The sequence below is a fragment of the Ligilactobacillus agilis DSM 20509 genome (assembly GCF_001436215.1).
In the GTDB taxonomy this organism is placed as follows: Bacteria; Bacillota; Bacilli; order Lactobacillales; family Lactobacillaceae; genus Ligilactobacillus; species Ligilactobacillus agilis.
On the sequence record NZ_AYYP01000011.1, the window covers coordinates 1 to 20486 of the forward strand.

18 protein-coding genes are annotated in these 20486 nt (G+C 39.8%); 16 read left to right on the forward strand and 2 right to left on the reverse strand.

Annotated features, from left to right (window positions below; translation table 11 throughout):
* Positions 1-365 precede the first annotated feature (365 nt).
* Genes FC14_RS01615 through FC14_RS10745 form a run of 6 tightly spaced genes read left to right on the forward strand, consistent with a single transcriptional unit; the run spans position 366 to position 8753 of the window.
* Positions 366-611: a hypothetical protein gene (locus FC14_RS01615; protein ID WP_056975983.1), complete on the forward strand. Its 246-nt coding sequence runs from the start codon at positions 366-368 to the stop codon at positions 609-611.
* A gap of 50 nt (positions 612-661) precedes the next feature.
* Positions 662-2338 carry a dynamin family protein gene (locus tag FC14_RS01620; protein ID WP_056975985.1) on the forward strand — a complete coding sequence of 559 codons (1677 nt, stop codon included), beginning with the start codon at positions 662-664 and terminating at the stop codon, positions 2336-2338.
* Positions 2339-2343: 5 nt separating this feature from the next.
* Positions 2344-4515, forward strand: a complete 2172-nt coding sequence (locus FC14_RS01625; RefSeq protein WP_056975987.1) for a dynamin family protein — start codon at positions 2344-2346, stop codon at positions 4513-4515.
* 15 nt (positions 4516-4530) lie between these two features.
* A complete protein-coding gene (locus FC14_RS01630) occupies positions 4531-5799 on the forward strand; it encodes a dynamin family protein (RefSeq protein WP_056975990.1) in 1269 nt (422 codons plus the stop codon).
* Positions 5800-5808: 9 nt separating this feature from the next.
* Entirely contained in the window at positions 5809-8571 is a 2763-nt protein-coding gene (locus tag FC14_RS01635; protein WP_156655712.1) for a CFI-box-CTERM domain-containing protein, read from the forward strand.
* Between the two features lie 29 nt (positions 8572-8600).
* Positions 8601-8753, forward strand: coding sequence for a hypothetical protein (locus tag FC14_RS10745; RefSeq protein WP_167588743.1), 153 nt, complete (start codon positions 8601-8603; stop codon positions 8751-8753).
* Positions 8754-8804: 51 nt separating this feature from the next.
* Here the strand turns inward: FC14_RS10745 and FC14_RS01640 are convergent, their stop codons facing one another.
* Positions 8805-9635 carry a site-specific integrase gene (locus FC14_RS01640; protein WP_056975994.1) on the reverse strand — a complete coding sequence of 277 codons (831 nt, stop codon included), beginning with the start codon at positions 9633-9635 and terminating at the stop codon, positions 8805-8807.
* Between the two features lie 102 nt (positions 9636-9737).
* Between FC14_RS01640 and yaaA the strand changes: the two genes are divergently transcribed.
* The 3 genes from yaaA (at position 9738) to FC14_RS01655 (ending at position 12376) form a co-directional block, all read left to right on the forward strand.
* Positions 9738-10424, forward strand: a complete 687-nt coding sequence (gene yaaA / locus FC14_RS01645; RefSeq protein WP_056975996.1) for a peroxide stress protein YaaA — start codon at positions 9738-9740, stop codon at positions 10422-10424.
* A 175-nt stretch (positions 10425-10599) separates the two neighbouring features.
* Positions 10600-12078, forward strand: coding sequence for a glycoside hydrolase family 1 protein (locus FC14_RS01650; RefSeq protein WP_056975998.1), 1479 nt, complete (start codon positions 10600-10602; stop codon positions 12076-12078).
* Positions 12079-12193: 115 nt separating this feature from the next.
* Positions 12194-12376, forward strand: coding sequence for a hypothetical protein (locus FC14_RS01655; protein ID WP_089143837.1), 183 nt, complete (start codon positions 12194-12196; stop codon positions 12374-12376).
* A gap of 91 nt (positions 12377-12467) precedes the next feature.
* On the opposite strand, the gene FC14_RS01660 is transcribed toward FC14_RS01655, so the two are convergent.
* Complete coding sequence (locus tag FC14_RS01660) at positions 12468-13352, reverse strand: YitT family protein (RefSeq protein ID WP_056976001.1); 885 nt, start codon at positions 13350-13352, stop codon at positions 12468-12470.
* A gap of 164 nt (positions 13353-13516) precedes the next feature.
* Here FC14_RS01660 and dapB point away from each other — a divergent pair, with 164 nt between their 5' ends.
* From dapB to FC14_RS01690, 7 genes are all read left to right on the forward strand, one after another.
* On the forward strand, positions 13517-14302 hold the full coding sequence (gene dapB, locus FC14_RS01665) for a 4-hydroxy-tetrahydrodipicolinate reductase (protein ID WP_056976003.1): 786 nt from the start codon (positions 13517-13519) through the stop codon (positions 14300-14302).
* Positions 14299-15510 (forward strand): CCA tRNA nucleotidyltransferase, encoded by a 1212-nt coding sequence (locus FC14_RS01670; RefSeq protein ID WP_056976005.1) that lies wholly within the window; start codon positions 14299-14301, stop codon positions 15508-15510. Before dapB ends, FC14_RS01670 begins: the two co-directional genes overlap by 4 nt.
* Positions 15511-15525: 15 nt before the next feature.
* Entirely contained in the window at positions 15526-17421 is a 1896-nt protein-coding gene (locus tag FC14_RS01675; RefSeq protein ID WP_056976007.1) for an ABC-F family ATP-binding cassette domain-containing protein, read from the forward strand.
* A 13-nt stretch (positions 17422-17434) separates the two neighbouring features.
* The gene (locus FC14_RS01680; protein ID WP_056976009.1) at positions 17435-18391 is read left to right on the forward strand and encodes a thymidylate synthase; all 957 of its coding nucleotides are present in this window, start codon (positions 17435-17437) and stop codon (positions 18389-18391) included.
* A 15-nt stretch (positions 18392-18406) separates the two neighbouring features.
* The gene (locus FC14_RS01685; RefSeq protein WP_056976011.1) at positions 18407-18916 is read left to right on the forward strand and encodes a dihydrofolate reductase; all 510 of its coding nucleotides are present in this window, start codon (positions 18407-18409) and stop codon (positions 18914-18916) included.
* Between the two features lie 355 nt (positions 18917-19271).
* Positions 19272-19373, forward strand: coding sequence for a hypothetical protein (locus FC14_RS11110; RefSeq protein ID WP_419775860.1), 102 nt, complete (start codon positions 19272-19274; stop codon positions 19371-19373).
* Positions 19374-19546: 173 nt separating this feature from the next.
* Complete coding sequence (locus FC14_RS01690) at positions 19547-20485, forward strand: SGNH/GDSL hydrolase family protein (RefSeq protein ID WP_056976013.1); 939 nt, start codon at positions 19547-19549, stop codon at positions 20483-20485.
* The last annotated feature ends 1 nt before the right edge of the window (position 20486 follow it).

Genomic DNA, 20486 nt, shown 5'->3' on the forward strand with positions numbered 1-20486 from the left:
ATATCAAGAGAATAGAGAATTTTTATGCTCTTTTTTGCTTTCAAGTTTCAGTTAAAAATAATGATGAAATTATTGAAACTAATTATAAAAATTCCCGTAATGTTGTTTAATAAAGTAGCAGCACTCTGAAGAATGTTCTGAAAAATTAAGCATTAAAAACTCCTAGGAAAGTGGTAACTTTCTTAGGAGCTTTTTTAATACCTGGTCAAATAATGTCTAGCAGTTTGTTAATAATATAGTCAACAAGAATGAGTTTAGCAATTATTATGCAAACTTAGTGTAAATGACCAAATCAAAGTCAATAGATAAACTTTTGACTTTAGAGTAAATTTTATTATGGAATTTAAAAAGAAAGAGGTGGCAATATGTACGAATATAATAAGGTTTACCAAGAATTGGCCGAAATCTTAAACGAGCGAGATGTCGAGAAAATTTACAAAAATTTTCGGGGGATGCAAGTCAATTTTCCGATGCGACTTTATTCGCGAGAATCAGTCAAAAAAGAGTTAGCTACTCATAAAGGCGAGATTGATATTAAGGATACGGCCATGAAGACTGGTTACAGTGTCTATACTATTCGCCGAATGATTAATGAGATTAAAGGTGAATAAGCAGACAGAGAATATTTTAAACTAGGTTATACAAAAAGGAGTTGGAAGAAATGGTACTAACAAAAACAGGATTAATTAAGGATCTTAATAAAGCAAGCGATATTTTAGTAAAACATGAATTGGGCGACAGTAAGGTGGCGCTAGATGTAGGCCAAGAAGTTAAAGCAGTTGAGAATTTTGAAGCCAAAGTGTTGATGGTAGGAACATTCAGTGCCGGTAAATCTGCTTTATTAAATACATTCATGGATGGGGTCAGCGGTGAAGAAATTTTAAAAGAAAATATTAGCATGGAAACTGCGATTGCAACGGAACTTCGCTATAGCGAACAAGCATATGCTATCAAGGTAAAGCAAGATGGTAGTCGTGAAAAATGTTCGATTGAAGAAGCTAAGAGTGCAGATCCAACTGGTTATTTGAAATATGAATTTTATTTGCCAATCGAAAACTTAAAAAAGTTGAAGAACATTGTTATCGTTGATATGCCCGGCCATAGTTCTGGTGTTAAGGAACACAATAAGGCTATTGCCCAATACATAAATAGTGCGGCGGGTTATGTATACGTAATTTCCTCAGATAATGGAACCTTTGATATTCAATCACAAAATTTCCTAAGAGAAATTCAGCACTATAGTGGTGAGATTAAGTATGTGCTAACTAAGTGTGATAAACATGCTAAAGAAGATCTTAACGATATTGCAGAAGAAATTAAAGATAACATTGAGGAAATCGTAGAACATGATGTGACCCTCACTAAGACTTCAAGTCGCTATTCAGATGCACAAGCTACGATGTACTCTTTATTTAGCAGTTTTGACCCAACAGACCTTTTGGCGGCTAAAGAGGGTTATAAGAGTTATGGCTTACTAGAAAGTACCAAGGGAATGCTGACTGAACAAAAGCAAGCCTTGGTTTTAGATACAAGTGAGATTGATAAAAAAATTGCAGAAAATGAAGCTAAAAAGGCTAGCTTAGCACAAAGATTGGAAGAAAAACGGGAAGAATACCTGGCTAAGTTGAAAACACAGGGGACAGAGAAAGTCGTAAGTAAAGTGGAAGATAAGTTGCGGCAAAATGTTAGTGCCTTGGTTAGAGCGGCCAAAGGTGGTAGTAATACGTTTGGTAACACAGTAAGTTCTTTAATTCGGCCAGAACTATCTCAAGCAACTAGCGACTTTATGACTGCAACTTATGGAGAATTATTAGAAGATGTTACCAGTGGCATTTTTGGTGATAGCAACTATGTGGCAGATCGAGCCGGCACGTTATTTGGTGGGCTAAAAGACTTTGGTCAGAAGTATGCAGCTAAAGAAAATTCACGAATTGCAACTAGTATTTTGGCTGGATTAGCGATTGTAACGGATTTTGTAGCACCAATTGTGGAATTGATAATACTGTTTATTCCAGAGATAGTTGGTTTCCTAACCAAAAACATCCAGGAAAGAAAATTGAGGGAACAGATTGAAAATGAAATAATTCCCCAAATCGTTGAGGACTTAAGACAAAAATTACCTGAGTACATGGAACAAGTGGGAAGCGATACTCTAAAAAATATTGAGGACAGCATTAACTTGCAAATTGATTCTGCTAACGAAGCTATTCAAAAGCTCAGGGATGATAAGAAAGAACAGGAAGTAAATCTCGATGAAAAGAAACAAGCACTTGATCAAAGCTTAAACGAGATTGCTGACATGATGTCTGAAATGGAAAAGGATTTAGATAAGGAGTAGGTACAATGAGTTCAGTAACAATTAAAGATTTAGATGCACTTGCTAGTAAGACCCTAAAGATAGTTGTGGAAGGAAAAGACTTGGTAGGGGAAGATGCTATCAACAACTATCAGAAGGCTTATGATGATTTTAAAAAGAATGCTAAAGCGGTCATGGAACCAGACCGTACAATGCGTTTAGGGATTGTTGGGCAGGTTAAAGCTGGGAAATCTTCATTTTTGAATGCACTCCTTTTTAACGGACGTGATATTTTACCCAAGGCTGCTACGCCAATGACAGCCAACCTAACCAAAATCTGCTATGCTGAAGAACCATATGCTAAGGTCCACTACTATAGTGAAGAAGCTTGGCGAGGAATCAAGGATCTTTCGCAAAAATATGATAAAGCGTATCAAGAGGAATACGAGAAATTAAAAAGCAGCATTAAAAATGAACGAAAGTTACACAGAGAAATTGTTCAAAATATTGATGAAGATTGGAAAGCTTGTAAGGAATTAACAGAAAAAGCCAAGGCGCTAAGCCCAGCTGAACTAAGTGAGAAGCTTAGGGAAGGCGAAAAGACAATAAGACTAGAGGAATTAGCAGAGTATGTTGGTTCGCAAGGAAGATTAGCCCCAATCGTTGAGTGGACAGAAATGGGAATTGACACACAAAGCTTAAAGGACGTAGAAATCTATGATACTCCGGGGTTAGGAGATCCGGTTCGTTCACGGGGAAAGAAGACAGAGGATTTTCTTAAAAAATGTGATGCGGTTATCGTTTTAAGCATGGCTTCACAATTTATGGGGGAAGCGGATGTTAACCTAATTTTAGACAAGTTACCTAATGAAGGAATTAGACGGATGTCCTTTGTTGCTAGCAAGTTTGACTCCGCAATGTTAGATGATAGCAGCCGTGGCAAAGCAAACCTAGAAGAGATTTTTAATAAGACTTACTATGTAATTAAGGGTAGTTTGGAAAAGAGTTTAGGTAAGCAAGTAGCCCAAGGTAATAAGCGTAAGGAAGCTATCTTTGATAAGGTTAAGGAAGAAGCCAGTGACCATGATTATCTATATACTATCTCATCGCTTCTATATGGGGTGGCCCAAAAGAAAAAAAAGAATCTACCCTTATCCGACGAAGAAAAAATAATTATTGAACGAATGCAAGAACGCTTTAACGGAATGTCAACGGAACCAGACTTTTTAGAGGATTTGGCGGGTATTGATGATTTTAAAAAAGAGTTTGAGCTAATTCGGGCTGATAAAGAAAAAATTATTCAAGAGCGGCAAGCAGACTACCTTAACAAGCAGTCTCTAAAACTTTTAAAAGAACTGGATAATATTTATACCAAGGCCACTAGGCGCTTAGCTGGACTTAAGAATAAGGATATCGCTGCTATTAAAGAACAATTAGAGCTAGTTCATGAGTTAATTACTAAGCAGCGAAATAAAATCAAGGTAATCTTTGAGGAAGAAGAATTTGATATTAGGTCTAGGTATACTGCTTTAGCGGACGAAATCAAGCGCATGAAAAAGAACTATCAACTGTTCCCAGTAAAAAATGTTCAAACAGGTAGTTATACTAGTGGTCATCTTTGGTGGAAAAAGGAGCATATCACCAATGAATACGTTGCAGAAATTGTAGATGTAGAGAACAATATCACCAACTACGTCGATGATCTTACTAAGAAGATTGGTGACAATCAGCGCCACAGTTTAGATTCTAATTCTTTAGGAAATAAAATTAAATCAATTGTTATTGAAGGAATCGAAAACACTAGGAAATTAGATGAAGACGAAATTATAGATGTAGTTAACAGCAGGCTAAGAAAACTAGACTTACCTAAGTATAAGGAACTAGATTCAGTTGACTATACAAATAAGTTAACGACTAGCTATCCTTCTAGCCGAGTTTACGGTAAAGAAATTTCCGGCTTGAAACAAACGTTAGGACGGATTTTAACCGAAATTGGCAGTGATGCGGCCAAGACACTGGAAAATAAGGATCAGGAAATAACTAGTTACTTAGACGCTGAATCGGTCTCCTTTGCGGATGAGTTAGAAAAAGCCCTTTCTAAGGATTTGCAAGAACAAGAAGTGTTATTACAAAACGCTGAGCAAAGCAAGAGTAGCCTGGAAGGGTATACTACACTTTTGAAGGCTGAAAAAGAAAAACTAGTCGATTTAACTGACTAAAGATGAGGTAATTGCATGGGGATTAGAGATAGGATTAGGAATAAAGTTAATAATAAGGAAATAGTAGCTAGTAAAAATAGCTACCTTGAGGATCCTAATAAGGCTTTAGCTTTAATTACACAAATTTTAGCCAAAAGATATGCAGAAAATGAACGAGCTACAGCTTTAAATGAGCTGGAAGAATTAATTAAGGTCGACTTACCGACGATTCTTGAAAACTTACAGCTTCCGGATGTAATTGAGCGCTTGCAGAGACTAGAAAAATTAGGGTTTAGATTAGGAAAAAATGAACGGACAGAGCTTTTTCAAGGCAGAAAGGTAGTTGGCTTGGGGGGATTGTTTAGCGCAGGAAAATCTTCTTTCATTAACGGGCTTATTAATGGTGGCTCTAAGTTAATGTTACCCGAAAATCAAAGTCCGACCACGTCTATCTTAACCTACGTTATGGCTGGTGCAAAAGGCAAGCAAAATGTGGTAGTGTCTAATCAAAAGTTAGAAATAGATGCAGATGCATTGCAGGCTCTATCACATGAATTTGAGGAACAATATCATCTTTCCTTGAGTCGGTTTATTGATTGTATTACGATTGAAACTACGAATTTTCCTGCTGAAATCTCAGATGAAATTGTTTTGTTAGATACGCCTGGTTTTAATAAGAGTACAAACAAGCATGATAAAACGGAAGTTTCTGATAGAGAGATAGCATTCAAGCAACTTGTGAAAGCTGATTATCTGATCTGGTTAGTAAATGCAGAAGCCGGTGCAATCAAAGAGGAAGAAGTTAAGTTTTTAGCAGAATTTGACACTGTTAAGCAGCTATTAGTTGTTTTCACCCGGGCGGATAAACGTGATAAGAAAAATATCCAAGAAATAATTAGAACAGCTGAGCAAACCTTAGCGGACCATGATATTAATTTCTACGCAGTGACAGCCTATGATTCGCGAGCGGGCAAGGAATTTGATGATAATGGCTACATTAATAACTTCTTTAAATCAATTGCTACTGAGCCTAATTCAGATCAAGAACAGGATTCGAAAGAGTTAAGCGCGGACTTGTTAGAATTACAGGCTGAGTTTGCTAATGAAATGAAGCAACTACGTGCGAATTTAAAAGAGTTAACCAAGCAAATTGAGACAGAAAAAAACATCTTAGCTACAAAATCGTTAGCTAGTTTGTCTCTAGATATAGTCTTGCAAGTCGATAGGTTAGGTAGAAACGAAGCGCAATTTATTAATCTTCAAGAAAAAATAAAGTGGAGAGTAAAAAAACTAGAACAAGGATAGGTAAGAATGATGGATAATAGTAAGCAGCTAGAGTTGCTATCTAAATTGCTTAACACTGAGGATAATCGCAGTGATAATGAATTACAGTTGGAATTAAAAAAATATATAGAAGAAAACTTACTACCATTATTGAGAAAGTCTTCTCTGCCAGGAATTAGTAAGTATAAACAAATTTTAGACCAACTTTTTGCGGATTTAGAGTTTGCTAATGACTACCCAGAGCTAATGAGGCATAAAAATATTGGGATTATTAGTTGGACAGAAAAAAAAGCTAGTGCTAGCTATTTACGAGGGGCGTTTGACTCAGCAGTACTGGATGCTTTATTAAAGCCAAATGCGGTTCCAGTCGTCCTTTCTGCTACAACTAACGATGAACCAAGAATAGCAGCTATTAATACTGGTGTTTCAAACGAGTTAACACTTGACGAATATAATGATTCAGAAAAGCTTGAGCATAGTGAGATTGACGTCACTAACTTTATCGACACTTATAAGATAAAAGCCCAAGACGTTAAAGCAACAGTTACATTCTTTCCGGCAGCTACTAGACTAGACAAAGCGGTAGTTAAAAAACTACTGGCGGTTCAAGATGAGATTATTATTTTAGTTGATGATACTAGCACTGGTCAGTCTAATTGTTTTAAGGAACGTTTAGCTTTGATTAAGAGACTAGCGGAACAGGCTCAAGTTTATGTCCTGGCAAATAATGATGAGAATAGTCGTCCTTGGGAAATAGGAAATGTAAAGTTTGTTTCGCCAAAAGATCACCCGGAGTTTTTAACCACTACTTTTAAGCAAAAGCAAGCCTGTCAAACGGCTTTTGTGCAACCAACAATCGACTACCTTTTCTCCGATTTATTTACTAATTATGATGTAAGTATTCAAAAAGATAATGAACGCTTACATGGGATTGGTTTGGATTTAATACGTGTTGGAGATAGCTCGGTGTTAAAGGCAAAAAGAAAAGAGCTCAGTGATCGAGTTGCTAAGTTGGAAAATGAACAAACTGATTTTGAAGAATGCTATCAACAACTGCGGAAACTCGCCGAAAAAGTTGATGATAGCAACCGCTTTGCTGAATTATTTAATAGCTATGGACTAAATGTTGATGAACAAAGGCTGTTGTTGCGTCGTTTTAGCTTAGATAGACAGGTTGAGTTATCAAAGAAAGAAATTGAAAAGTTACAGCAAAAATTTAAAGAAGCAGAAGATACTAACGCAGATTTTAAAAATTGCTATCAAGCGATGTTAACTTTAGCTAAGGAGGTTAACGACAGCAAGTTATCTTCAACAAAAAGACGCCAGGCAATTTATACCAACTTGTGGAACAGCTTAAAAAAAGATAATACTAATAATGAAACCATAGATTTAATAGACCAATTAAAAGCTGATAATGATCCTAATGCCTTAGTTTTTGAATTGATGGTAGATAAAATTAACGACTGGGTTTTATCCCCTGCGAAATTAAACAAGCTACTTGAGTATCCTGATACAGAATTAGTTAGAAAGGCTAAAATTATTCTAGCTTCTGAACTCTCTTTAACAAAGGCCCAATGTAATGAGCTAGCAGCTAAGCTTGATAAAGTAGAAACAGGTGCAGAGTACTACTATTTGAGTTATCAATTTGAGGGCGAAGTAGCGATTGACTATTTAAAAGAGGCCTTTAAATTAGGTGAGAAAAGAGCCACTGACGAGTTACTTAAACTAGCACGAAATTCAGCCGACGAAACTTTACTTAGGTACTTGTCTCAAAGACAAGTACCTGCCGCTAGTTATCAACTAGGCAAAGCTAAAGAAAGTAGTGATCCGGGTAAAGCAGAAAATTACTATCGCATTGCCGCCTCATGGGGAGATACACTGGCAATTTATAAGTTGCTGGAGATGGAGTTTGATAAAAATTGGCATGAGGATGAAGTTGAAACAGAAGATGTTGTTGTTGGATACTCATGGTGGGAGAGAACTGTTACCAAAAAAATAATTAATGAAAAAATTATTAATGTAGATGAAGAAACAGCAAATAACATCATTAACTTATGTGATTACCTGTTAAATCTAGATACTAAGCGCGGATTATCTATAAGTCGCATCTCCTATATCATGGGTTGTGCTTACTTGTCGAAAAACAATCAACGGCAGGCCCTTAAATGCTTTGAAAAAAGTCGGCAAGCCGCTGCTTATTACTACCGTGGTAAGATTTACATGAATAATGAAGGTGATGTTAGTCAAGACTTGAATCTGGCTAAAAAATATTTTACTCAAGCCAAGAATAAGGGTTATAGTTTGGCTGAAGTTTGGCTAGAACAAGTGGACGACCTGATTCGTCAAGAAGATGAAAAAAGAGCCAAACTAGAAGAAGCAATGGAATCTGACACTGGGTATGCAGCTGAACACCATACTGTAGATAAGGGCTGTTTTATCACCACTGCAACCTGCATGAGTTTAAATAAGGGGGATGACTGTGAGGAATTGATGGCGATGAGACGCTATCGGGATATGTCAACTGTCAAGAACCCGCTTATTGCTGAATTAGTTAGGGAATACTATCGGATTGCACCAGTAATTGTTAAGCGTATCGATGCTCGGCCAGAAAAAGCGCAAATTTACCAACAACTATGGAATAAGTATATTTCTAAGACCTATGCTTGCATCAAACGTGAAGACTATGACAATGCGACTAAGCTATATGTCAGCATGGTAGCTGATCTTAGTGAGGAATACGGAGTTAGATTACGTAAGGAAGCCGTTAAAAATATTAGGTTAATTAAAGGTTAATCTGCTTTTATTGAAAGGAGGCGAGAGCTATGTCAATTTTTGGAAGCAAATCACCAAAGGATACCCATGGGCCAGTGGTGAAGACGGGGCCAACTGCAGGGCAAAATAGGTCACGCAATAAGGATGGTGCTTGGCGGGCTAAGCGTAGCGATGCCGGTCAACCACGCAAGAAGAAAGACTAATTTGGGATATTAGACGCTAAACAGGGTGTCTGCCAGGCGGCAGGCACCCTGTTAGTTTTGGTTGAGGCGGTAATTGAGTTGGCGGTAGTAGTTAAGCGAGGTTAAATCTAGGCGCAGGCGGGTGGCTAGTTGCTGGTCGCTTAAATCTTGGTGGCTGACTAAGAAGTAGCAGACGGCATTTTGGTAAAGTTGGCTGGGCTTAAAGCTAAAAGGAAGCTGGGCTTGGTCTTGCTTCAAATACTTATGTAAAGCCGGCAAGGTTAGGGTGGGGTTAGCCAAGTTGAGCCGTTGTTTTAAGAAGAGCTCCAAGCTATTCTGGCGGGCCTGTAAGTCGGCCTGGTGTTTTTTAAATTCGGCTAAAAAGGTTTGTTCAAAGTCCAACCAGCTTTCACGGTCTAGGATCTGGTAAAAGCCGGGTTGAAGCATTTCCTTAACGGTATAAAAGTGACTGGTTAACAACAAAACCAAGCGGCCGTAATAAGACAGGCTGTCATCACTTAACAGGAGTGGGAGTTGGTCAACCCAGTTAAGGGGAAGGCTGTCATCTGTTTGGCGTTTTAGGCCCTTTAAGCCGATGGTGGGTAGGCTGGTAGTTAGTTTATTTTGAAAGAGAAAGTTGAAGTAGGTGGTAAGGTGGGTTAAGACCTTATTGTAGGTGGTGTTTTTAATGTTACGTTCGACTTGGAGCATATTGAAATAAGCCCGGATATCCGTTTCTTCGAGCTGGTCTAAGTCGGGATTGACTTGGTATAAGACGTTGAAGTGGCGCAAGTAATTAAAGAGGTCGGCCACGTCGTGGTTGATGTCGTTGATGGTATTGTCTGCTAGGAGACGGTCATGTTTAAGGTAGTGACTAAAGCGGTCGGCGTAAGGAAAGTCCATGTTAGTTCCTCCATAAAAAGTTACTTTAACTAAGACGATTATAACACACTTGGTGACAGGAGGAAAACTTTGCTAGAATAAGTCTAAGGAAGTGAGCAATAGATGCAAATAATTATTTCACCGACCAAGCAGATGAAAGCCTGTGATGATTTTGAAGTGCTTGGTCAACCACGGTTTTTAAACGAAAGTAAGACTTTAATGACTTACTTACAAGCTTTGAGTTTAGAAGAACTGCAGGCCTTGTGGCGTTGTAGTGATAAATTAGCCTTAGAGAATTATCAGCGCATCCAGGATTTTAGTTTTGAAAGGCAACTAAGTCCGGCCGTATTTACTTACGTGGGCCTACAGTTTCAAGCGCTAGGGGCGGATGTTTTTACCCAAGCCCAGTTAAATTACGTTCAAAAGCACCTCTACATCCTTTCGGGCCTTTATGGCTTACTACGTCCTTTTGACGGGATAAATCTCTACCGCCTGGAAATGCAGGCTAAGCTTAAGGGCTTTTCAAGTCCAACTCTCTACCAATTCTGGGCTTACAAACTTTATCGCGAGCTATTTGCACCCGGGGAGTTAGTCTTAAACCTGGCCTCTAAGGAGTATGCCAAGGCGGTTAGTCCTTATCTGCAAGCAGGTGACCGCTTCGTAAGCTGTCGCTTTGCCCAGCGTCAAAATGGGAAGTTAGTCGTAAAAGCCACCGCTGCTAAGCAAGCGCGAGGTGACATGGTTGCTTATTTAGCTAAAGTTAAGGCTCAGGGGGTAGAAGCTGTAAAGAGTTATCAAGGCTACGGCTAGCGAGTTAGTTTTTGTTAAACAATAGAAAGTTACTTTAACTTCGAGAATAAAAAACAAAAAGAAACAGGGGAATTTTATCTCTTGTTTATTCTATAAGCAAATGTTACCGCTTTACAAATTTGTACCAACATGTTATTATTGTACCGTTAAGAAAAATGTGAAAGGTGGATGCTAAATGGCTAATTTTAGAAAAGACTTCTTGTGGGGTGGCGCTACAGCAGCTAATCAAGTTGAAGGTGGCTATGATGAAGGCGGTAAGGGCTTATCAGTAACAGATATTCAAACCGCTGGTAGTTTAACTTCACCTCGGTATTTAACTTATACCTTAAATGGCAAAAAAGATAAGATTGCAGGCGCCCCGGGAGAAGGATTGCCTAAGGGGGCTAAGGGTGCCATCTTTGATGATGAATACTATCCTAACCACGTTGCGATTGACTTTTATCATCGCTATAAGGAGGATATTAAGCTCTTTGCTGAAATGGGTTTTAAGACCTACCGGCTCTCAATTGCTTGGACTAGAATTTTCCCTAACGGTGAGGGGAGTGAACCTAACCAAGCGGGGCTTGACTTCTACCGCCGAGTCTTTGAAGAACTACGTAAGTATAATATCGAACCATTAGTAACTATTTCTCACTACGAAGACCCATTGGCTTTGAGTGAAAAGTATGGTGACTGGTCAGACCGCGGCATGATTGATGCTTACGTTAACTATGCGAAGGTCCTATTTACCGAGTACAAGGACTTAGTTAAGTATTGGCTAACCTTTAACGAAATTAACTCTGCTTTGCTCTTAATGGAAATGTTCAATCAAGGCCGGGGCATTTCTGATGAAGCTTACCAACATGCCTACCAAAAACTGCACTACCAATTTGTGGCTTCTGCTAAGGCAGTAAAGATTGGGCATGAAATTAATCCTGACTTTATGATTGGGAATATGATTTGTGGAATTGCTAATTATCCTGGTTCACCAGATCCTAAGGATATCTTGGCAAACCGCTATGCCTGGGAACAAAATATTCATTACTGTGGTGATGTTCAATGTAAGGGTGAATACCCATCATTTGCTAAACGTTTATGGAATGAACATAATGTTTCCCTGGATATTACCGACCAAGATTTAGCAGACCTTAAGGCAGGGAAAGTTGATATGTATACCTTCTCTTATTACATGTCTAACATGGTAACCACCCATGAAGTTGAAGATAAGGCTAGTGGTAACTTCTCTGCAGGGGCTAAGAACCCATACCTTAAGTATTCTGACTGGGGTTGGGCTACCGATCCAACTGGCTTACAATACTACCTAGAATTAATCTATGATCGCTATCACTTACCAATGATGGTTGTTGAAAATGGTCTAGGTGCTGTTGATAAGCTTGAAGATGGCAAAGTCCACGATGACTACCGGATTGACTACCTTCGTCAACACATTCAAGCCATGGACAAAGCAGTCGCTAACGGGGTAGACCTCAGAGCTTACACGACTTGGGGCTGCATTGACTGTGTTTCTGCCGGAACCGGACAAATGTCTAAGCGTTATGGTTTTATCTACGTTGACCGTGATGATGAAGGCCATGGTAGCTTAGAACGGCTCCCTAAAGATTCCTTCTACTGGTATAAGAAAGTCATCGCTTCTAATGGGTCAGATTTAGACTAAGACTGTATTCAAAAATCTTTTAAGATAATGCACATATTATTTGGATACGGTCGTACACTTTTATGGTTTAATGTTTTTGAGGGGAAATAGTATATTTAGTACAGGTGAGGCTGCTTTGACAAAATTTATAGACATTTGTAATAAAGATGAAGTGAATATCTATCTTCCAAATGAAGAAACATTTGCAGCATTTAAGGAAACAGCAGCAATGATTGCTAATAAGAATTTAACAAGCTACGAAAGTTTACCAACTTATTTCATTCGAATGAAAAATGAAGTTGCAAGGGAAGAGGCTTAATTTAAATTACAAAAATCGCTAGTAATTGCGTTACTTAAAACGTTAATTACCAGCGATTTTTTTGTTTTGAGTCATTGGGGCAGTCTCTTATTTATCTAAATAATTTCTTTTTGGTCACCCGGTAGGTAAAGCCTTCACCGGTTACTTCGGCCACATCCATAATTGAAATAAAGGCCCGTTTGTCATAGCGGGCGATAATCCGTTTAACGGTGATAATTTCTCCCGGACTGACAACACAATAAATTGCCCGCCCAGCTTCCCTAGAATAACCACCTTCAATGTCAAGGTAGGTTACCCCGCGGTCCATTTCTTTCATAATGTCTTGGGCAATCGCTTCGTTAAACTGGGAGATGATAATCATTCCCCGGGCCGCGTAGGCACCTTCAAGGGTAAAGTTAACGACCCGTGAAAAGACATAAGATGCCAGCAAGGTATACATCATTTTGCGGGTGTCGATATAAGAAAGAGAGGCCACTAAAACCAAGGTATCAACGGCCAGAAGGGACTTACCCATGGCTACCCCGCGCTCCTTTTCAAAAATACGGGCAACGACGTCAGAACCCCCGGTGGTGCCGTTAAAGCGGTAAACAATCCCAGAACCAAGGCCCCCGATAAGTCCAGCTAAAATCCCGGCAATAAACATGTCGTGGTGAATATTTAGCTGAAAATCAAGTCTTTGCCAGACCCAAATCCAGGCTGAGAGAATGCCGGTACCATAAATGGTATAAATGAGCGCTCGTTTACCTAGGTAGCGCCAACCAATTAAAATTAGAGGGATGTTGAGTGCCAGCGTAGTATAAGCAGGGTCAATGTGTAACCAGTAGCGGACGATTAAGGTAATCCCGGTCACTCCACCTTCTGCCAGGCTGTTGGCCATATTAACTTTGACAAAGCCAAGTGCATACAAACCACAGCCAATTGTAATCATTAAAAGGTCTAAGAAGCTAATTTTTTCTTTTTCATCACTTGCGACCATTAAAACTCACCTCAATTTATTAAGTTTTCTAGTCCATCATAGCATTTTTAAAGGCTGAAAAACGAAAAAGCTACTCAATTCTCATTATTTTCTCAAAGCTTAGTTATGTGTTAGAATAAGATTAATATATTGGTAAATAAAATTGTAAAGGAATGATTTTGCTCATGGTGAAAGTATTAGTTGCCGGCTTTAAGGGTCGGATGGGTAATACCACAGTTCAAATGGTCTTAGAACACGAAGGATTTGACTTAGTGGGTGTCTTTGACCCAATGGCAAGTGAAAAGAACTTAAACGAAAATCCAGCTTACAGTCAAACGGATGTCCCAGTATTTACAAACTTAGCTAATATTAAGACGGACGCTGAAGTTTGGATTGACTTTACCCGCCCAACTTCTGTTTTTGAAAATACCAAGTTTGCCTTAGAACATGGTATTTCGCCAGTGATTGGGACTACAGGGATGACTGATGATCAAGTTAAGGAATTGCAAGCCCTAGCCAAAGAAAAGCAAGTAGGTGGCTTGATTGCACCTAACTTTGGGATTTCAGCAGTCTTGTTAATGCAATTTGCTAAGCAAGCTGCCAAGTACCTCCCTGACGTTGAAATTATTGAAATGCACCATGATAATAAGTTAGATGCTCCTTCAGGGACAGCTTTAAATACGGCTAAAATGATTGCCGAAGTTCGTAAGGAACATTACCAAGGTAACCCAGATGAAAAAGAAACATTACCAGGCGCACGGGGGGCAAACTACGAAGGAATGCGCATCCACGCCGTACGCTTACCTGGATATGTAGCACATGAACAAGTTCTCTTCGGGGGTAAGGGAGAAGCCCTCACAATTCGCCAAGATTCATTTGACCGGATTTCCTTTATGTCTGGTGTGGCTGTAGCTACGGAAAAAATCCGTAACTACTCCGAATTAATGGTTGGATTGGAAAACATTCTGTGAGAGTAACTAATCTACCGCAAGCCTTTAAACGAGCTTTGCCCATCTTGGAAAAAATCCAGGCAGCTGGTTTTGAGGCTTATTTTGTTGGCGGCAGCGTTCGTGATACCATTTTAAATCTCCCTATTCATGATGTGGATATCGCAACCAGCGCTTACCCAGCAGAAATTAAGGAACTTTTTGCTAAAACAGTCGATACCGGGATTGAACACGGCACGGTAATGGTTATCGACCATGGAATTGGTTATGAAATTACAACCTTTAGGACCGAATCTACCTATCAAGATTTTAGGCGTCCAGATAAAGTTGAATTTGTCCGCTCCTTAAAAGAAGATTTAAAACGGCGGGATTTAACAATCAACGCCTTAGCATTACGGCCAGACGGCGAAGTAATCGACCTATTTGATGGTTTAGCTGACCTTGAGTCAAAGACAATCCGGGCGGTGGGACAAGCGCGCGAACGGTTCCATGAAGATGCTTTGCGGATGATGCGGACGGTTCGCTTTGCTAGTCAGTTAGACTTTGAAATTGAAGCCCAAACCTTAGCAGCTATCAAGGAAAACGCGGCCCTGTTAGCTAAAATTGCCCTGGAACGCATTAACGTTGAATGGGTTAAGTTAATGCTAGGCAAAAATCCTAAGGCGGGGTTAGCGGACTTCATGGCCACCGGGTTGTTTGCTTACTGTCCTCAATTTAAGGAACACCAAGCCCAGTTAGAAAGCCTGCTAACCATTGAAAACTTACACCTTGATAATGAAGCCGAGGTTTGGACCTTATTAGCCGCTTGCTTTGGCTATCGGCCTGAACAAGGAGGACAGTTAGTCCATGCTTGGAAGGGCTCAAATGAACTCAAGGCCCAGGTAACCAAGGCTTTGCGTACGCTAGAAGCCATGAAAGCCGGAGACTTGAGTCCTAAGCTGCAATACCTAACCGGTTCAGAAATGTTGGCTGTAGCTTGTCGGGTGGCACGCTTATTAGGCTTGGCCGATTATAGCAGTATGGCAGTACTATTAGCCTACGAGGGCTTACCTATCCACAGTCGGGCTGAGCTAGCTGTTAATGGCAAGGATTTAATCACGCTGCTTAATTTAAAGCCAGGTCCAATTTTAGGACAGTTATTAGACCAGATTGAAGAGGCCGTTTTAAACCGCCAAGTAAAAAATGATAAACTCGCTTTACTAGAGTACGGGCGTAGTCAATTAGAAGAGTGAGGTTAACTAGAGTAAATGCAGACATTACGTGTTGAAGGGCTTACCAAAACATATGGTGAAAAGACCCTATTTGAAGATTTAAATTTCATAATCAATGAACATGACCGGATTGGGTTAATCGGGACTAACGGTTCAGGAAAGACAACATTATTGAACGCGTTAACCGAGGTAGATCCGGCCGATAAGGGGGCGTTGATTAAGCCCAATGATTACCGGATTGGTTACTTAATGCAACAACCTAAGTTAGATGATAAAAAAACCATCATGGAAGCAATTTATGACGGGGCAGGTCCAGTTTTTAAAACCATCCGTCATTACGAAGAAGTTCTGACTGCCTATAGCGCTAACCCAACAGATGAAAAGCTACAGGCTCGGTTTGATGAAGCGGAACGGCTAATGACTAAAGAGGACGCTTGGAATGTTGAAAGCGAAGTCAGCACCATTTTAACCCAGTTGCATATTAAAGATATGGATCAAAAAGTAGCCACTCTTTCTGGGGGGCAAAGAAAGCGGGTAGGGTTAGCCCAAGTTTTGATTCAAGCACCTGATTTACTGATTTTAGACGAGCCAACTAACCACCTTGACTTTGATTCTATCGCCTGGTTAGAGGAATACCTGGCTAGTTATAAGGGGGCCTTGCTAGTTGTTACCCACGACCGCTATTTCTTAGACCAAGTGGCTACTAAAATCATGGAATTATCTTTTGGTAAATTATATGAGTACACCGGTAACTATGAAGCTTTTGTTAGCCAAAAAGCCGAGCGCGTAGAACGGGAAATCACGGCTGAGCACAAGCAACAACAGCTCTACAAAAAAGAACTGGCCTGGATGCGGACTGGGGCTAAAGCTAGAACCACCAAGCAACAGGCAAGAATTAATCGCTTTAACGAATTAAAGGACAATCTAAACACCCTCCAAGTCGACGCCGACGTTGATATTAACCTAGGTCAACAACGGTTGGGTAAAAAGGTTCTAGAGGTTAAAGACGGTAGCCTAACATTAGGTGACCACAAGATTATTCAGGACTTTAACCTGTTGATTCAAGCCGGGCAAAGAATCGGGATTACTGGGGTCAATGGCGCTGGTAAATCAAGTTTTCTAAACGCTTTAGCCGGTGATTTACCCCTTGATTCTGGCCAGGTAATCCAGGGTGAAACCGTGAAAATGGCTTACTATCGCCAACAAACCGAGGATATTCCAGATGATAAGCGGGTCATTAACTACCTAAATGAAGTGGGCCAAAGTGTCGTTAATAAGGATGGCGAACGAATCTCAACGACGAGCCTCTTAGAGCAATTTCTCTTTCCGAGGTTTATGCACGGGACTTTAATTAGGAAGTTATCCGGAGGAGAAAAGCGTCGGTTGTACCTACTTAAACTTTTAATGGAACAACCTAACGTTTTACTATTGGATGAGCCAACCAATGATTTAGATATTGGTACCTTGACCGTCTTAGAAGATTACCTAGATAAATTCAACGGAACCGTAATTACTGTTTCCCACGACCGTTACTTCTTAGACAAGGTGGCTGACCGGCTGTTAATCTTTGAAGGGGCTGCTAAAATCGACCACTATCGGGGCCGGTTTACTGATTACCTAGCGCAAACAAATGAGAAGCAAAGTCAGGCCCAAAAGAAAAAGGCTAAGACCGCGCCCACCAAGGCTCCTAGTGCCAACCAAAGCAAGGTCAAAACTAAGTTGACCTACGCAGAACAAATGGAATATGACCAACTAGAAGGGCAAATCGATAAACTAGAGTCTAAAAAGGCTCAATTAGAAGCCGAAATGGGGCAGGTACCCGGAACCGATTATGGACGGTTAGGGGAGCTCCAAGGCCAAATCGACCAGCTTGATGAAGAAATTTTAAGCAAGATGGACCGTTGGGATGAACTTAGCCAGTACGTTGACTAGAAAGGACTAAAAAATGACTGTTGTAGAGCAACCTTACTTGCAATTAATTCGTGATATCTTAGAAAAAGGGCACGAAAAAACTGACCGCACAGGAACAGGGACTAAGAGTCTCTTTGGCTACCAAATGCGCTTTGATTTAAGTCAGGGTTTTCCCTTACTAACCACCAAGAAGGTACCTTTTGGTTTGATTAAGAGTGAATTATTGTGGTTTTTGAGGGGGGACACTAACATCCAGTACCTTCTAAAACATAAAAACCATATTTGGGACGAGTGGGCCTTTAAAAACTGGGTTCAAAGTAGCGACTACCAGGGACCGGATATGACAGATTTTGGCCTTAGATCTCAAGCAGATCCTGCTTTTAATGAGGTCTACCAGGCGCAAAAACAAGCTTTCTGTGACCGAATTGTCAATGATGACGAATTTGCCGCTAAGTTTGGTAATTTAGGTGACGTTTACGGAGCCCAGTGGCGTCACTGGCAAACCCGCCAGGGCGAAACCATCGACCAAATTCAAAACGTAATCGAAGCCATCCAAAAGACCCCAGATTCTAGGCGGTTAATTGTTTCCGCTTGGAATCCAGAGGACGTCCCAACTAGTGCGCTACCACCTTGCCACACCCTCTTCCAATTTTATGTTAATGACAACAAGTTGAGCTGTCAGCTTTACCAACGAAGTGGGGATGTCTTTTTAGGGGTGCCGTTTAACATTGCTAGTTATGCCTTGTTAACGAGCCTAATTGCCCGCCAAACCGGATTAGAAGTTGGCGAATTTATCCACACCTTAGGAGATGCTCACATTTATAAGAACCACTTTAACCAAGTCGAAGAGCAACTAAACCGGACTCCGTTTGATGCGCCGAACTTATGGCTAAATCCGGCTAAAAAAGACATTATGGACTTCGAAATGAGCGACATTAAAGTATTAGACTACCAAAGCGGTCCGGCTATCAAAGCGCCCGTGGCTGTTTAGTTAGGAGGAATTGGGATGTTAGCGTACATTTGGGCAGAAGATCGCGCAGGGCATATTGGTAACGAGGGTAAACTCCCTTGGAATTTACCTGCCGATTTGGCTTACTTTAAAAAACAAACTATGGACCACCCCATGTTAATGGGCCGTAAGACTTTTGACAGTTTCCCAGGGTTATTACCCCACCGCTTGCACTTAGTTTTAACTCGTAGTGCCGCCCTCAAAAAGCAAGCAGAAACGACTGAAAACCTAGCTGTATTTAACTCAGTCGAAGAAATGTTAACTTGGCTAACAAAACATCAGGCTGAGGAAGTCTTTGTGATTGGCGGGGCTAGTCTCTTCGAGTTATTAAAAGATCAAGTAGATGTTTTATATCAAACTAAGATTGACGCTGTATTTGCTGGGGACGTTACCTTTCCCGAGATAGATTACCAAAAATTTGACTTAATCTCGGTAACCCCTGGTCAAGTTGATGAAAGGAATAAATATCCTTACGAATTCCGGGTTTATAAGCGTAAAGAAAATTAATTACTCATTACAAATGACTGTCGATGGATGATACCATTGATGGTCATTTTTTATTTAAAATGCTCATACATAGTCATTAGGGAAATAAGGTGCAATAATCAATAGTTAATATTAAGATAATTTATGATATGTAACTTGTTGAAAAAAACAAGTCATAAAATTAAGAAAAGGGTTACTTTTACCATAAGGGTTTAGGGAATTAGAATTGTTTAATTGATAAAAGAAAACGTGATTAATTAATTAGACACCGTAAATTCATTCTTGTCTATGAATTTACGGTGTTCTTACTTTTAAGGCTAGGCACCTTACAGCTTAAAGTTGTATTATAAAATACGTAAAGGGGGATGTTCTTGTAATGGGAGAAAAAATAATAGACATTATAGGGGAAGATTATCAGTTAACATTAGAAATTGAAGTATTGAAAGAACGTGGTGCAACTATTTTAACTCGTTTTTAGTGATTATCGGTAATTTGTGGTAATCACTTTTTGTTAGGACAAAATATTGGTCTTTTCATCCTTAAAGTTGTATTATAAAAACATAAGTTCGCCAATTGATAAACTAGGCTTTTTTGCGTCGATGCGTTAAAATAAAGGGAACTAACCTAGTAAATTCATGAGAGGGAATATGTATGTCGAAAGTAAAAGAAGGATTAATCTTCTTAGGCGTTGTGCTAGTATTGGTTGGGGCATTTTTTTCTATTATGAGGCTAACTAGTAGCAAGACCCATCAAGGAGTCAGTCCGACTGTAAGTAAGAAGCAAGCCCAGGTTAAAGCTAAAAAAGTTCCTAGCATTTCACTATATGCACTAGGTGACTCTTTAACCCACGGCGTTGGTGATACGAGTAACCGTGGTGGCTACGTTTACTTGGTTAAGCAAAAGCTTGAACACCAAAACCAAGTCAAAGTGACTAGCCATAACTACGGCAAGACCGGCGACAGGAGCGACCAAATTCAAGCGCGCCTAGAAAAGTCAAAGCAGATGCAAGCTGAGCTAAAGCAGGCGGATGTCATTACCCTAACCGTTGGTGGTAACGATATGATGAAAGTTTTACAGGATAACTTCCTATTACTGGCTAACAATAAGTTAGCGGGAGCGATGCCCCAGGCTAAGGAGGACTACCGCTTAAAACTCACCTCCTTATTTAAAACGATTAGACACTATAATGAAGATGTGCCTATCTTTTTGATTAGTATCTATAATCCGTTTTACGTTTACTTTCCAACCTTAACTGACTTGCAAAAATACACGAACCAGTGGAATGTATTAGCAAAACAGGTAGCTAAGCGGGATGGAAATACTTACTTCGTGGACGTAAACCAGCAGTTATCAGAGGGCCAATACTTAGGCCAGGATAAAAAGCGGCTGATTAAAGAAAGTAAGCTCAACTTAAATTTGGTTTCGTCTACTAAGTTAGAGGATATTTTAAGTGACCAAAAAGAAAAAAATAACTACTTGTCTGACGCCGATCATTTCCACCCTAATGATAAGGGGTATCGCTATATGACTAAAGAGTTATATCAAGTAATGATGGCTCATAAAGATAAGTGGTTAAAGGAGGACAAATAAG

Bases quoted from the DNA above. Each gene is read 5' to 3' on its own strand.
- FC14_RS01615 (WP_056975983.1), top strand. From the start codon at position 366: ATGTACGAATATAATAAGGTTTACCAAGAATTGGCCGAAATCTTAAAC.
- FC14_RS01620 (WP_056975985.1), top strand. From the start codon at position 662: ATGGTACTAACAAAAACAGGATTAATTAAGGATCTTAATAAAGCAAGC.
- FC14_RS01625 (WP_056975987.1), top strand. From the start codon at position 2,344: ATGAGTTCAGTAACAATTAAAGATTTAGATGCACTTGCTAGTAAGACC.
- FC14_RS01630 (WP_056975990.1), top strand. From the start codon at position 4,531: ATGGGGATTAGAGATAGGATTAGGAATAAAGTTAATAATAAGGAAATA.
- FC14_RS01635 (WP_156655712.1), top strand. From the start codon at position 5,809: ATGGATAATAGTAAGCAGCTAGAGTTGCTATCTAAATTGCTTAACACT.
- FC14_RS10745 (WP_167588743.1), top strand. From the start codon at position 8,601: ATGTCAATTTTTGGAAGCAAATCACCAAAGGATACCCATGGGCCAGTG.
- FC14_RS01640 (WP_056975994.1), bottom strand. From the start codon at position 9,635: ATGGACTTTCCTTACGCCGACCGCTTTAGTCACTACCTTAAACATGAC.
- yaaA (WP_056975996.1), top strand. From the start codon at position 9,738: ATGCAAATAATTATTTCACCGACCAAGCAGATGAAAGCCTGTGATGAT.
- FC14_RS01650 (WP_056975998.1), top strand. From the start codon at position 10,600: ATGGCTAATTTTAGAAAAGACTTCTTGTGGGGTGGCGCTACAGCAGCT.
- FC14_RS01660 (WP_056976001.1), bottom strand. From the start codon at position 13,352: ATGGTCGCAAGTGATGAAAAAGAAAAAATTAGCTTCTTAGACCTTTTA.
- dapB (WP_056976003.1), top strand. From the start codon at position 13,517: ATGGTGAAAGTATTAGTTGCCGGCTTTAAGGGTCGGATGGGTAATACC.
- FC14_RS01675 (WP_056976007.1), top strand. From the start codon at position 15,526: ATGCAGACATTACGTGTTGAAGGGCTTACCAAAACATATGGTGAAAAG.
- FC14_RS01680 (WP_056976009.1), top strand. From the start codon at position 17,435: ATGACTGTTGTAGAGCAACCTTACTTGCAATTAATTCGTGATATCTTA.
- FC14_RS01685 (WP_056976011.1), top strand. From the start codon at position 18,407: ATGTTAGCGTACATTTGGGCAGAAGATCGCGCAGGGCATATTGGTAAC.
- FC14_RS11110 (WP_419775860.1), top strand. From the start codon at position 19,272: ATGGGAGAAAAAATAATAGACATTATAGGGGAAGATTATCAGTTAACA.
- FC14_RS01690 (WP_056976013.1), top strand. From the start codon at position 19,547: ATGTCGAAAGTAAAAGAAGGATTAATCTTCTTAGGCGTTGTGCTAGTA.